We start from the raw sequence: 14,042 nt of genomic DNA, 5'->3' as shown, positions 1-14,042 counted from the left end.
TTTCCCGCGATCTTTACTGTGACGGATAGTTGGGAGATTCCCGCGTGATCGTCACGTCATGCACATGGCTTTCGCGAAGGCCTGCATTGGAAATCTTCACAAACTGTGCCCGCTTGTGCAGCTCCGCGATAGTGGAGCTGCCGGTATAGCCCATGGCTGCCCGAAGACCGCCCACAAGCTGGTGAATCATCGCCCCGACCGGCCCCTTGTAAGGCACCTGTCCCTCAATACCTTCCGGCACCAGTTTCAGGTTGTCCTGTACTTCCTGCTGGAAATATCGGTCGGCGGAGCCCCGCGCCATGGCGCCAAGAGACCCCATGCCGCGATATGATTTGTAAGAGCGTCCTTTATAGAGGAACACCTCGCCCGGAGATTCCTCGGTCCCGGCAAGCAGTGATCCGATCATCACCGTGTTGGCCCCTGCAGCAATGGCTTTGGCAATATCACCGGAAGTCTTCAGTCCGCCATCACCAATGATCGGCACACCTTCCTTACGGGCAACTTCCACAGCATCCATGATGGCGGTCAACTGCGGCACACCAACACCGGCCACCACACGGGTGGTACAGATGGAGCCCGGTCCGATCCCCACCTTGACCGCATCCACACCGGCATCAATCAGGGCCTTTGTCCCGTCCCCGGTGGCCACGTTACCGCCGACAACCTGGATATGGCTATATTCCTTCTTGATCCGTTGTACAGCTTCCAGAACGCCGTTGTTATGGCCATGGGCCGTATCCACTACCACCAGGTCCACACCGGCCTCAATCAAGGCTTCCGTGCGCTCATAGCCCGCATCCCCCACTGATGTGGCGGCACCGACCCTGAGGCGGCCTTCCTCGTCCTTGCAGGCATTGGGATGGGTTTTGGCTTTCTCGATATCCTTTACCGTAATCAGGCCGATACAGCGATAATTGTCATCCACCACCAGAACTTTTTCAATCCTGTTCTTGTGCAACAGGCTCTTGGCCTCATCCATGGTGACACCCGGCTTGACCGTAACCAGGTTTTCCCTGGTCATGATCTCGCTCACCGGCTGCATCATATTGGTGGCAAAGCGTACGTCACGGTTTGTGATGATGCCGACAAGTTTGCCGTCGCCGCGCTCCACCACAGGAACGCCGGAAATCTTGTGATCTGTCATCAGCTGAAGCGTGTCGGCAAGGGTATTGTCCGGATAGATGGTCACGGGATTGACGACCATGCCGGATTCAAATTTCTTGACCATCCGGACCTGCTCAGCCTGTTCTTCGTTGCTGTAATTTTTGTGGATGATGCCGATACCGCCGGCCTGGGCCATGGCGATGGCCATCGGGGCCTCGGTCACTGTATCCATCGCCGCAGCGATCAACGGGATGTTCAGGATGATCTTGCGGGTCATCTGCGTCTGCACATTGACTTGGGCCGGCAGAACATCAGAGGCCTGCGGGACAAGAAGTACATCGTCAAATGTGAGAGCTTCGCGGATTTTCATTCCTATTCCTAACTTGGCTGAGATTTTTGTAAAAAAACCCCCTCTTGGCAGGAATATGTATCATTGCCAATTGGATCGGGTATTGGCCTTGGGTAAATATCAGCAATTTATACAAAGGTCAAAAGGGAAATGCGCCCCCTGACGTTTTATTCTTCGCTGGCGCTACCCCGGAAGCCCATGGCCACCAGATAGGTTTCCGGCGAGCCGGTTCTGCTTGCCGGAGGTTTATAGTGCCGAATACTGTCAAAGCGACCCTTGATACGGTCCAGGAGTTCATTATTTGTACCGCCGGCAAAAACCTTGGCGACAAAGGCGCCGCCCGGCTTCAGAACGTCTTCAGCAAAATAGTAGGCCGCTTCCACAAGAGCCATGGTCCGCAAATGGTCCGTCTCCTTGTGGCCTGTGGTCGGCGCCGCCATGTCACTGAGCACCAGATCAGCCTGACCGTCGATCAGCCGGCTCAGTTCCTGTTCCGCTTTTTCAGACAGAAAATCCATTTCCAGAATGGTGGCCCCCGCTACCGGCGCCATGGGCAGAATATCAATACCGACCACCACGGCGTCCTTCTGGCATTTTTTAACCACAACCTGGGTCCAGCCACCGGGCGCCGCACCAAGGTCGACAATGGTGCGGGCGTTTTTCAGGAAATGAAACTTTTCATCCAGCTCGATCAATTTATAAGCCGCACGGGAGCGATAGCCTTCCCGCTTTGCGGCCGCGACGTAAGGATCGTTCAACTGCCGCTGCAGCCAGCGGGTGGACGACAGCTTGCGTCCCCGGGCCGTATGCACCCGTTGTTTCTTGCCGCTGGTGATACCGTGACCGGAAATCTTTCTCGGCTTGCCCGTTCTGGTCAACTTGGGACGTTTCATTTGTTGCCCTCCGTTCCGGAACCGGTGCGCGCAGGTTTCCTCTTCCGTTTCCGGAAGAACTTCTTGTTCCCGGACCGGTTGTTGCGGGATTTTCCCGAAGGCCTGTTTTTTTCCATCAGGTCAAGCAGTACACCCTCCCGGATTCCCCGGTCTGCAACCCGGATCTGTTCTATGGGCCAGAGATCCATGATGGCCTCCAGAATGGCACAACCCGCTACGACCAGCTCCGCCCGGTCCAGGCCGATGCCGCCCCGGGCAGCGCGCTGTTCATAGCTCATGCGGGAAAGTTCAAGACACAATTCCTGCATATGGGCGCTGGTCACCCAGGTGCCGTCGACCTGGTCGCGGTCATAACGCTCCAGATCAAGATGCATGCTGGTGAGCGTGGTGATGGTGCCGGATGTGCCCAGAAGCTGAACCTTGCCCTGCTCCACATGAGGCCGCATGTCATGCTCGGCCTCGAAAGCCTCCAGTTCCGCCTTCACCATGTTTTTCATTTCGAGATATTGCCCGTCAGTGAGCGCGTGTTTGGTGCCGTATTTTTCCGAGAGATTGACCACACCGAAAGGCACAGACGTCCAGCCGATAATTTCCGGAGCGACTTTTTCACCGATTCTGAGCCAGATCAGCTCGGTGCTGCCGCCGCCGATATCAAAAACAATGGCATTGGAAAACCGCTGGTCCAGAAGCGCCTTGCAGCCCATGACCGCAAGCCGTGCCTCTTCCTGTGGATCAATGATGTCCAGCTTGATGCGGATTTCCTTTTCCACCCGCTCCATGAATTCGGCACAGTTGTTGGCCTCCCTGCAGGCCTGGGTGGCCACATTGCGGCTGAACCGGACCTGCCGGCGTTCCATTTTATCCACGCAGACACGCAGCGCCTCAAGGGTACGCTCTATGGCCTGCTCGGAAAGCTCGCCACTTTGTGAAAGCCCCTCGCCCAGTCTGACAATTCGGGAAAAGGCATCAACAACCTTGAATCCCGTCGCTGTGGGATGCGCCACCAGAAGGCGGCAGTTGTTGGTGCCAAGATCAATGGCGCCAAAAGCAGGAGAAGTATTCTTTTTCCTGAAAAACCTGCTTCTGCTTCCTTTTCTTGCCTGTTTTTTTCCCGGACCCGTGTCAGATTTGGCCGCAGCCTTTTCACTTTTATCAATCTTAACCTGGTTATTCATGTCCGTCGGGGCCGTGCCCCTCCAAAATCTTTGTAAAAACAATCTATACTATTTTATATAGAGTGCCTTCGCCGCCCTTCCTAGTGAAAAAGAGACAATTTTATTAAAGCGGATACACATTTTAGACTGGACCTCGACGGAAAAATCCTTATATAAGGGCTCCATCCGGCGGCAACGCCTGATTATCCATCCCCTGATCCGGGGTAGTTTAATGGTAGAACTATGGACTCTGACTCCATCGGTACTGGTTCGAATCCAGTCCCCGGATCCAATATTTTCCCCAAGAAATTTTCGAGAAGTTTTCGCAAATAAAAAGCCCCGGCTTTTACACCGGGGCTCTATATTTCAATATTGGATCAGGATCAGCTTTCGGCTTCCTCGATCCTGTCGGCAAAAACCTCGACCATGGCGGCCTCTTCGTCACCCATCATATATTTATTCATGACGGCGGCGCCGACCGCATCGCCCCACACATTAACTGTGGTACGGAAACGATCCAGGAACCAGTCGACGGACAGGATCATACCGATGCCTTCCGCCGGAAGCCCCACGGCCGCCAGAACGATTAACATGGTGACTGTGCCCGCCTGCGGGATACCGGCGGCACCGATAGCCGCCAGAGTAGCCGTCACCACGATCAGGATCTGAGCCCCCAGCCCCAGGTCAATGCCATACATCTGGGCGATAAACATCGCGGCAATGGCTTCATAAAGCGCCGTGCCGTTCATGTTCACCGTACTGCCCAGCGGCAGGACGAAACGCACGGACCGTTCGCTAAGACCGTGTTCCTTGGCGCATTCCATGGTTATCGGCAGGGTGGCCGATGATGAAGCCGTACCAAAGGAGGTCAGCAATGCCCGCCCCATGTCGGTGAGAAAGACGGGACCTCGACGGGACATGAAAATCATGATCAGAAACAGGACCACGGAATGAACCGCCAGTGCGATAAGAACCGTGCTCACATATTTGCCGATACCGAGGATCGTGGCCATGAAGGCGTCCCCGCCGCCGGCCTCCCCCAGGGATGACGCCACCAGGGCGAAGACCCCGATTGGCGCAAAATACATGATCCAGCCCACAAGCTTCATCATGGCTTCGTTGAGGCCTTCGAAGAAACGAATAACTGCGGCACCGGATTCTCCGACCGTTGTCACAGCGGCGCCAAAGATCACCGCAAAGACCACCAGAGGCAAAAGCTGCAATTCGGCAGCGGACTGCACCAGGTTGGGTGAAATCAGGCTCATGATGATATCAACGAAGGTTGAGCCGCCCTTTTCCTGGGCCAGAGAGGCCCCGGCAGCTTGCGCCTCGGCGCTCATTTCAACGCCTACACCTGGCTGAATGACATTCACCAGGAACAGACCGATAATAATGGCCAGTACCGTGGTGCAGAGATAATAAAGCATGGTCAGGCCGCCGGGCCGGCCAAGCTTGCGCACATCGCCCAGCGAGGCGACCCCGGAAATCACTGCCGCAAGGATCAAAGGAATAATTGTCATTTTCAATGCGTTGAGGAAAAGAACGCCGAGCCATTTGATGACCAGAACATCTTCCCCGAAATACCAGCCTGCGCCCAGGCCTGCGATCATACCCAATGCAATCAAATATAGTACAATCATCGAATGTTTATGGGACATTTATTATGTCTCCCCTTGTTGTTTTATGGATAGAAAGCCGGAAAATCTGGCCTTCATACGACTTGTACCTGTTTTTTTGTGTGCCGACCGTTATTTAGTATTAGCCCTTTCCGGTCAACTTTTGTAAAAGGGTAGCGAATAATAACAGAAATAACCGGGCAGTAAATGTTTCTACTGATCGATAACTACGATAGCTTTACCTATAACCTTTACCACTATCTGGGCGAACTGGGAGTGGATGTAGAGGTTGTGCGCAATGACGCCATGAGCGCCGATGATGTTCTTGCCCTGCAGGCAAAGGGCACGCTGGAAGGGGTCATTCTGTCTCCGGGTCCCTGCACCCCCACCGAAGCAGGCATCTGCCTCGAACTGCTTGATAAAGCAGCTGGCCGTCTGCCCATATTCGGTGTCTGCCTGGGACATCAGTCCATCGGACAGGTTTATGGCGGCAAGGTCATTCGCGCACCCTACCTGATGCACGGCAAGGTCAGTGATATATACCACAAAGGCCAAAGCGTCTTCAAAGGCCTCGAAAACCCGTTCCGGGCCACCCGCTATCACAGCCTGATCGTGGAAAAGGAAAGTCTGCCCGACTGCCTGGAAATCACAGCGGAAACGGAGGACGGCCTGATCATGGGCCTGGCCCATAAAAGCCATCCGGTGCACGGCGTTCAGTTCCATCCGGAAAGTATCGAAAGCCAGCACGGACATGACATTCTCAGGAATTTCATTGATCTCGCCCGGGCTTTTAACGGAGCAAAAGCGGCATGAGTTTCGAGTTCAAGAAAATTATCGATAAAATTGCCCGCGGTCTGCCCCTGAACCGGCAAGAATCCCGTGACAGTTTCGAGTATATGATGAGCGGTGATGCCACCGGTCCACAGATCGGCGCTTTCCTTATGGGCCTGCGCGTTCGCGGCGAAACCGTCGAGGAAATCACCGGTGCGGCCGAAGTCATGCGCGCCAAGGCAAGTGCCATTCAGGCCCCTGAAGGCGCCATTGACACCTGCGGTACCGGCGGAGACGGGGCCAGTACCTATAATATTTCCACAGCCGCCGCCATCGTCATTGCCGCCTGCGGCGTACCGGTAGCCAAACACGGCAATCGGGCTCTGTCGTCAAAATCCGGTTCTGCCGACGTCCTGGAAACGCTCGGCATTAATATTGATGCTGATATGGACGTGGTGGAGAAATGTATCCGCGAGCTGGGCATCGGTTTCCTGATGGCCACACGGCACCACAGCGCCATGCGCCATGTGGGCCCGGCCCGGGCCTCGCTCGGCACCCGTACCATTTTCAACCTGCTCGGTCCGCTGGCCAATCCGGCCGGCACAAAACGCCAGGTGATCGGTGTATTTGACAAAAAATGGCTTGTTCCCATGGCCGAGGTGCTGGGTCAGCTGGGGTCTGAACATGTCTGGGTGGTGCATGGATCCGACGGTCTCGATGAACTGACCATCTGCGGTCCGTCATATGTGGCGGAATACAAGAACGGACAGGTTTCTGAATTTGAAGTATCACCTGAAGATATTGGTATTAACATTTCTAATATAAAAGAAATTAAAGGCGGTGATGCCAGTTATAATGCCAAAGCTCTCAAGGATATACTGGCCGGAACCAAAAACGCCTATCGGGATATCGTTATCCTCAACAGCGCCGCCGCCCTGATGGTGGCTGACCAGGCAAAATCCCTGAAAGAAGGGGCCAAGATGGCCGCCGCGGCACTGGATAGCGGTGCGGCGGATGAAAAACTGAAACAATGGATCAGGATGTCGAATAGTTAGTATCATGACGACCATACTTGACAAAATTGCCACAGACAAAAGAACCCACGTCAACCAGTGCAAGGCCCGCCGGTCCATTGGCGACCTCGAAACCCTGGCCCGGGAAGTCTCCCCCGTGCGGGGTTTTTACAATGCCCTCGCAACCGCCCGGGCAGAGGATCGCTTCGGCCTGATCTGTGAAGTCAAGAAAGCAAGCCCCAGCAAGGGCCTGATCCGGGCCGATTTCGACCCGCCGAGCCTGGCCCAAGCCTATGAGAGCGGCGGGGCGAGCTGCCTTTCCGTTCTCACCGACGTTCCCTATTTTCAGGGGGCCGATGATTATCTGATCGAGGCCCGCGCCGCCGTTTCCCTGCCTGTTTTGCGCAAGGACTTCATGATTGATCCCTATCAAATCGTCGAAGCGCGCGCCATCGGCGCAGACTGCATCCTGCTGATCATGGCCATGCTGGACGACGCACTTGCTTCAGAACTGGAACTGACCGCCTTTGACATGGGGCTTGACGTGCTGATCGAGGTTCATGATGAGGAAGAGCTGGAACGGGCTCATAAACTCAAAAGCCCCCTGCTCGGCATCAACAACCGGAACCTCAAGACATTCGAGACCACCCTGGATACGACAATCCGGCTGGCCGGACTGGTGGAGCCGGACCGGCTTCTGGTCAGTGAAAGCGGCATTTTCACCCATGACGACCTGGTTATGTTACAGTCACAAGCCGGGATCAGCACCTTTCTGATCGGGGAATCTCTCATGCGTCAGGAAGATGTGACAGAAGCCACCCGGGAACTATTGGGAATAAACGGATGAGCAAACTGAGCCACATCGACAGCAGCGGCAAGGCCCGGATGGTGGATATTTCCGCAAAGAAGGAAACCAACCGGCTGGCGGTGGCCAAGGGCGCAATATATATGGCTGCCGAAACCCTGAAACTGATTGAAGACGGCGGTGTGCCCAAAGGAGACGTTTTGTCTGTGGCCCGCCTCGCCGGGATCATGTCCGCCAAAAAAACCGCAGACCTGATCCCGCTCTGTCACCCCCTGCCCCTGCACGATGTGGATGTGGAGCTTCAAGCGGATAACGATAAAGGATGTGTGGAGATCACCGCATCCGCCAGCCTCTATGGCCGCACAGGTGTGGAAATGGAGGCTCTTACAGCTGTCTCCGTCACCGCACTCACCATCTACGACATGTGCAAGGCCGTGGACAAACACATGAAAATCGGCGACGTCCGTCTAATCTATAAATCCGGCGGCAAGTCCGGAACCTTCGAGGCGGATTGACCATGAGCCTTCTTCCGGTACAGGACGCCCTCGACAGTATTTGCGCTGCCTTTACAGCGCTGGATGCAGAGACTGTACCTATTGCCGAGGCTCTTGGCCGGACAACCGCGGAAGCCATTTCCGCCAGACTGACCCAGCCGCCCTTTGATGCCTCGGCTATGGACGGCTATGCGGTATTTGCCCGGGATGTCGAAGAATGCCCGGTCGAACTGGAAGTCATTGGCGAAGTTGCAGCCGGTCATGATTTCAAAGGTATGCTGGGTACCGGGGAAGCCATAAGAATCTTTACCGGGGGGCCTGTCCCCAAAGGCGCAGACGCCGTCCTGATCCAGGAAAATACCGAAAAACTCCCCGATGGACTCATCAAGGTTCTTGAGCCGGTATCAAAAGGGAAAAACATTCGTTCCATGGGCAATGATTTTGCCGAGGGGGACGTGTTGGTGGAAAAAGGCATTCGCCTCACTTCCCGCCATATCGGACTGCTTGCCGCTGCCAATGTTTCAGAGGTCCAGGTCACACGCCAACCCCGGATCGCCTTCCTGGCCACCGGAGACGAACTTGTTTCCATCGGTGAACCGGTGGGGCCAAACCAGATTGTCAGCAGCAATTCCCTGCTACTGGCCTCCCTGATTGAAGAACAGGGTGGTGAAGCAATCGACCTGGGTATCGCGCGGGATAACGAACAATCCCTGCGCATTATGGCTGACAAGGTCCGGGATGTGGATATGTTCATCACCATTGGCGGCGCCTCCGTGGGCGACCATGACCTGGTGCAGAAAGTCCTGGGTGAGGAAGGGCTGGAAGTGGATTTCTGGAAAGTCGCCATGCGTCCGGGCAAGCCGTTGATTTTTGGAAAATTTCGCGGCATTCCCATGCTTGGCCTGCCCGGCAACCCCGCTTCCGCATATGTATGCGCTCTGGTTTTCCTTTTGCCTGCCCTGCATATCCTGTTGGGAAGGCTGGCGATTGGTGCAGACCGGCAGGTTGCCCGTCTGAAAAACCACCTTCCCGCCAATGGCGACCGGCAGCACTATATGCGCGCCCGGGCGGAATTTGACAACCAGGGCCTGCTGATCGTGGAAACCGCCTCCAGCCAGGACAGCGCCAAACTCAGCACCCTGTCAGGCGCCAATTGCCTTGTAATCCGTCAACCCCATGCGCCCGAAATTGATCTCGGTGACATGGTGCCGGTTCTCATCCTGCCGTCCTGACGCCTTTTTGCCAATCTCCTGGCACCTTGACAAAAGAATAAAAATAGAACATAAAAGAACAAAAGTGAAATTTACCTTTGTCGAGGAGGCAGAAATGCTGACCAAAAAGCAGCGCGATCTTTTGATCTTCATTAACGAGCGTATCAAGGAAAACGGCGTTTCCCCGTCTTTCGATGAAATGAAGGATGCGCTTCAACTGAAATCAAAGTCCGGTATTCACCGACTGATCAGCGCCCTTGAAGAGCGCGGTTTCATCCGTCGCCTGCCCCACCGGGCCCGGGCGCTGGAGGTTTTGCGCCTGCCTGATCAGGAGGGTCCCCGGGAAGATAATTTATTCCGTCCCGATTTCGGTGCCGCCAATGAGGACAATGACCCCAATACAGTGGATATTCCCCTACATGGAAGAATTGCCGCCGGTACCCCCATCGAGGCTCTGGAACAATATGAAAACATCAGTATTCCTGCGACCATGATCGGCGGTGGAAGCCACTATGCCCTTGATGTTGATGGGGATTCCATGGTCGAAGCCGGTATTCTTGATGGTGACAGGGTCGTGATCCAGCGCTGCGAATCTGCAGAAAACGGCGCCATTGTGGTCGCCCTGGTGGATGAACAGGAAGCCACCCTCAAGACCCTGCGTAAAGTTGGCCCCGATGTGGAACTTGTTCCGGCCAACAGAGAGTATCAGACCCAGGTCTATCCGGCTAACCGGGTACGCATTCAGGGCCGCCTTGTGGGGCTTCTCAGACAATATTGATATCTTTTTCTAGCGGGGTGGCAGGGTCCAGGGACGCGCGCCCCGCAAATCGCGCATGTTCCGAACTTGTATCCCCTGATCCGGCCGATCCGGAAGCCAGATAAAATGTCCGCCCTTTTCATAGAAATCCCACCGGTCCAGGATAAGCCGGGGAGCAGAGCATTTTATTTTCACCGGCACCAGACTGATCACAATATCCGCTGATCGGCAATCTTCATCAAGGGCGCGCTCATCCTGGACAAAGGCAATCTGCCAGTTATGTTCACCGCGGACGGGGTGATAAAGGCAACTCAGGGAATCGCAGCCTATCGGCAAAAGACCAGACTGGCCATCTTCGGATGATATCCATTTATCCGCCCTTTCCTGACCATAATATTGCGCCCACTGTTCCCGGACAATCCGGCTGCCCCGCCTGTCGGAAAGCCTGAGGTCCCCATCCGCCCCCTTTACAGCGATTAACCGTCCCCTGTTGTCGATCATGATATCCGGTGTCCTGTAAAAAAGCGCCAGGCCCACTCCCGCCAGAAAAATAAACAGCCCCGCCCGCCGGATCTTACCCTGCCAGAGTATAAACCAGAGTGCCCCGATAACCATGGTGACCAGGGCCCCGGTTCCCATGGACGGTATGAGACTGATGGACCAGGGCAATTTTGCTACATAACCGGCGCAGGCAATGATCACATCAAGACCAAACATCATCGGCTGAAGAGCCAGATTTTCCATTTGCACTGGCAGCAGCAACAGATATATGACAATCCAGGGCATGACCCATAGCGCCATGACCGGCATGGCCACCAGATTGGCCAGAAGACCGAAGTGTACAATACGATTGAAATGAAACAGGGCGATTGGGCCGATGGTCAGTTCCGCGATGATCGTGGTCAGCACGATGGCGAGCTGATATCCCACAACCTTGCGGAACATACTGTTTTCCCGGTTGCTCCAGCGGGTCAGACTAGCCCCATATCTTTCATAAAAATACACCAGTCCTGTCACCGCTGCAAAGGACATCTGGAAGCTGATGGAAAGGAGCACTTCGGGTGTGGCAAGCAGCAACAGGATGGCCGCCAGCGCCACAAGCCGTAGCGAAATGGCCTTTCTGTCAAACATCACCCCGAGAAACACAATAGAGACCATGATAAAGGCCCGAATAGTGGGAATACTTCCGCCGCTCAGCAACAAATAGACGGCGCCCCCGAGCACAGCAAGACCAGCGGCATACTTCTTAATGGGAAGGTTAAGAGCCAGTGAAGGAAATCCTGCTAGCAGCAGACGCACAAAAAAGAAGATAGCGCCCGTGAACAGCCCCATATGTAACCCGGAGATGGCGAGCAGATGAGCAAGGCCGGCGTCCCTCATATTCTCCGTGGTTTGTTCCGATATGCCGTCCCTTACCCCGGTAATCAGCGCCGCCGCCAATCCTCCCCTGTCGCCGGGGTATGCCAGTCGGATGCGCTCCGCCAGGGCCTGGCGATACTGCCCGACCCTGTCCACCCATCCCGGCGGCCGAGCTGTCACCTCCGGTTCCCCAACGGCGTACCCCACACCGCCTATGCCCTGAAACCAGAGCTGGCGCGCATAATCATATCCCCCGGGCAGGCTTGCAGTGGGGGGCGGCATAAGCACAGCCGGCAATCTGACTGTATCCCCTGCCTGTGGCGTCCTGGAAAATTTTCTGACCGTAATGCGAACCGAAAGATCCCGCGCAGGGGAAGACACCAGTCGCTCCGGCAGATGAACCCCGGATATCACCAGCCTCAGAGCTGCGTTCCCGGACTGCTGCACCTTTTCCACCTGCCCGGTGATGCTCATCACCCGGCTTTCACGAAGAACCATCGGGGTATCCAGCACATAGGCCCGGGCGCCGACAATAAAAAGCCCCAGATTAAACCAGAAAAGGGCGCCGAAAATCAGCGGCATATCATGATGGACCCGACCAGATGCATACCCCGCTATCAGCAACGGAACCAGCGGCGCACCAGTCCAGACAAGAGAAGGTTCCATATCAAACAGGAAATAGACACCCACCCCCGTCCCAATAAGCACGGGAATCCAGAGAAAAAACCTGTTTCTCTCCAGAAAGGTGAATTCTTCCAGTTTGCGTATCCGCTCGATTTGCTTCCCCCCCCTTTGGGCTATCTATTTTATGTGCAATGCGGAAAAATACGTCTTTTTTTGCACAACAGTGTTTCTTTTTTTCCCTGAAATGTGCTAGAAACTGGCCAACCTGTTGGCTGTGAAGGTCATTATAGCAAATCTGCTAGCCATTAGCATCTTCACATACCGTTTAATTATTCATCTTCGCAATCGGGGTTATATGGTAACTCAGAACAAAAAAGTTGTGACACGTTTCGCACCGTCTCCCACCGGATTTCTGCACATCGGAGGCGCCAGAACCGCACTGTTTAACTGGCTGTTTGCCAAACACCACGGCGGCGAGTTTTTACTGAGAGTTGAAGACACCGATCGCAAGAGATCAACGGAAGAGGCCGTGGCGGCCATTTTCGACGGCATGAGCTGGCTCGGCCTGGATCATGACGGTGACGTGGTCTATCAATACGCCCGGCGTGACCGGCATGTGGAAGTGGCGCAGAAACTGCTGGACGAAGGCAAGGCCTATTATTGCTATTGCTCACAGGAAGAACTGCAGGAAATGCGTGACAAGGCCCGGGCGGAAGGCCGCCCCCTGAAATATGACGGCCGCTGGCGTGACAGACCGACTTCAGACGCCCCGGAAGGTGTACCCCCGGTCGTGCGTTTCAAGGCCCCGCAGGAAGGCGAACAGATCATAGACGACCATGTGCAGGGCAAGGTTACCGTTGCCAACGCTCAGCTTGACGACATGATCCTGCTCAGGGCAGACGGCTCCCCCACTTACATGCTTTCCGTTGTGGTCGATGACCATGACATGGGCGTAACCCATGTTATCCGGGGTGATGATCACCTGACCAATGCTTTTCGCCAGGCCCAGCTGATCAAGGCCATCGGCTGGGATCTGCCGGAATATGCCCATATCCCGCTTATTCACGGTCCGGACGGTGCAAAATTGTCAAAACGCCACGGCGCACTTGGTGTGGATGCCTATCGCGATATGGGATATCTGACGACGGCCCTGAAAAACTACCTGTTGCGGCTTGGCTGGGCGCACGGCGATGACGAAATTATTTCCGAACAGCAGGCCATTGAATGGTTCGGCCTCGAAGGTATCGGCAAATCCCCTGCCCGGTTTGATTTCGCCAAGCTGGAAAGCCTCAACGGTCATTACATGCGGGAAGTGGAAAGCAACGAAATGCTGGCCGCGCATATCCGTGATAGGATTGAAGGGGCCATCGGCCGCCCACTGGCGGAGGACGAGATGTCCATGCTTGTCTCCAGCATGGACGAGTTCAAGCCAAGGGCGAAAAATTTGATCGAACTTGCTGAAAGCACGCTGTTCCTGTTTGCCAAACGCCCGTTAACCCTGGTACCCAAAGCGGAAAAGCTTCTGGGCGAGGATGCACGGGCCATGCTGGACAAGCTTGTTGCGCAGCTGGAAGCCATAGAAAACTGGGAACTTGAAACCCTGGAAGAGGAAATCCGGTCCTTTGCCGAAGTACAGGAACTCAAGCTTGGCAAGATTGCCCAGCCTCTGCGGGCCGCTCTCACCGGCAGCAATATGTCGCCCGGAATATATGATGTTCTGATATGGCTTGGAAAAGAAGAAAGTCTGGCCCGGATACGGGATCAGGCAGGCTAATCGCAAATGCACGTTAGCGCATATATATTTGCGGTTATTAATAAGTGGTTAGTCATTATTTATATATAACTTTATGTAATATACTGTTCATAGTTGATGACTAATGATTGAAAGCGGA

At 54.9% G+C, this 14,042-nt stretch carries 12 protein-coding genes and 1 tRNA gene; 8 read left to right on the top strand and 5 right to left on the bottom strand.

Annotated features, from left to right (window positions below; all coding sequences use genetic code 11):
- Positions 1-13: 13 nt before the first annotated feature.
- The 3 genes from guaB to ACN0YD_RS06720 all read right to left on the bottom strand — a co-directional run bounded on the left by guaB (position 14) and on the right by ACN0YD_RS06720 (position 3,521).
- Positions 14-1,474, bottom strand: coding sequence for an IMP dehydrogenase (gene guaB, locus ACN0YD_RS06730; protein ID WP_417318065.1), 1,461 nt, complete (start codon positions 1,472-1,474; stop codon positions 14-16).
- Between the two features lie 146 nt (positions 1,475-1,620).
- Positions 1,621-2,346, bottom strand: coding sequence for an RlmE family RNA methyltransferase (locus ACN0YD_RS06725; RefSeq protein ID WP_417318063.1), 726 nt, complete (start codon positions 2,344-2,346; stop codon positions 1,621-1,623).
- Positions 2,343-3,521 (bottom strand): Ppx/GppA phosphatase family protein, encoded by a 1,179-nt coding sequence (locus tag ACN0YD_RS06720; protein WP_417318061.1) that lies wholly within the window; start codon positions 3,519-3,521, stop codon positions 2,343-2,345. Before ACN0YD_RS06720 ends, ACN0YD_RS06725 begins: the two co-directional genes overlap by 4 nt.
- 197 nt (positions 3,522-3,718) lie before the next feature.
- On the opposite strand from ACN0YD_RS06720, the gene ACN0YD_RS06715 reads away from it, so the two are divergent.
- Positions 3,719-3,792, top strand: a tRNA-Gln gene (locus tag ACN0YD_RS06715).
- 91 nt (positions 3,793-3,883) lie between these two features.
- Here ACN0YD_RS06715 and ACN0YD_RS06710 read toward each other — a convergent pair.
- Positions 3,884-5,158: a dicarboxylate/amino acid:cation symporter gene (locus tag ACN0YD_RS06710; RefSeq protein WP_417318060.1), complete on the bottom strand. Its 1,275-nt coding sequence runs from the start codon at positions 5,156-5,158 to the stop codon at positions 3,884-3,886.
- 165 nt (positions 5,159-5,323) lie between these two features.
- On the opposite strand from ACN0YD_RS06710, the gene ACN0YD_RS06705 reads away from it, so the two are divergent.
- The 6 genes from ACN0YD_RS06705 to lexA all read left to right on the top strand — a co-directional run bounded on the left by ACN0YD_RS06705 (position 5,324) and on the right by lexA (position 10,188).
- The gene (locus ACN0YD_RS06705; protein WP_417318058.1) at positions 5,324-5,929 is read left to right on the top strand and encodes an anthranilate synthase component II; all 606 of its coding nucleotides are present in this window, start codon (positions 5,324-5,326) and stop codon (positions 5,927-5,929) included.
- Positions 5,926-6,942 (top strand): anthranilate phosphoribosyltransferase, encoded by a 1,017-nt coding sequence (trpD, locus tag ACN0YD_RS06700; protein WP_417318056.1) that lies wholly within the window; start codon positions 5,926-5,928, stop codon positions 6,940-6,942. Before ACN0YD_RS06705 ends, trpD begins: the two co-directional genes overlap by 4 nt.
- A 4-nt stretch (positions 6,943-6,946) precedes the next feature.
- A complete protein-coding gene (trpC, locus tag ACN0YD_RS06695) occupies positions 6,947-7,747 on the top strand; it encodes an indole-3-glycerol phosphate synthase TrpC (protein ID WP_417318054.1) in 801 nt (266 codons plus the stop codon).
- On the top strand, positions 7,744-8,220 hold the full coding sequence (gene moaC, locus ACN0YD_RS06690) for a cyclic pyranopterin monophosphate synthase MoaC (protein ID WP_417318052.1): 477 nt from the start codon (positions 7,744-7,746) through the stop codon (positions 8,218-8,220). The genes trpC and moaC overlap by 4 nt, the downstream gene beginning before the upstream one ends.
- 2 nt (positions 8,221-8,222) lie before the next feature.
- The gene (gene glp, locus ACN0YD_RS06685; protein WP_417318050.1) at positions 8,223-9,431 is read left to right on the top strand and encodes a gephyrin-like molybdotransferase Glp; all 1,209 of its coding nucleotides are present in this window, start codon (positions 8,223-8,225) and stop codon (positions 9,429-9,431) included.
- Positions 9,432-9,525: 94 nt separating this feature from the next.
- A complete protein-coding gene (gene lexA, locus ACN0YD_RS06680) occupies positions 9,526-10,188 on the top strand; it encodes a transcriptional repressor LexA (RefSeq protein WP_417318865.1) in 663 nt (220 codons plus the stop codon).
- 9 nt (positions 10,189-10,197) lie between these two features.
- On the opposite strand, the gene ACN0YD_RS06675 is transcribed toward lexA, so the two are convergent.
- Entirely contained in the window at positions 10,198-12,234 is a 2,037-nt protein-coding gene (locus tag ACN0YD_RS06675) for a ComEC/Rec2 family competence protein (RefSeq protein ID WP_417318048.1), read from the bottom strand.
- A 271-nt stretch (positions 12,235-12,505) separates the two neighbouring features.
- Here ACN0YD_RS06675 and gltX point away from each other — a divergent pair, with 271 nt between their 5' ends.
- Positions 12,506-13,924 (top strand): glutamate--tRNA ligase, encoded by a 1,419-nt coding sequence (gene gltX / locus ACN0YD_RS06670; RefSeq protein WP_417318046.1) that lies wholly within the window; start codon positions 12,506-12,508, stop codon positions 13,922-13,924.
- Positions 13,925-14,042: the final 118 nt, after the last annotated feature.

This window comes from Emcibacter sp., assembly GCF_048269205.1.
In the GTDB taxonomy this organism is placed as follows: Bacteria; Pseudomonadota; Alphaproteobacteria; order Sphingomonadales; family Emcibacteraceae; genus Emcibacter.
Note: the sequence above shows the minus strand (reverse complement) of the source record. Positions and strands in the feature narration are given on the sequence as shown.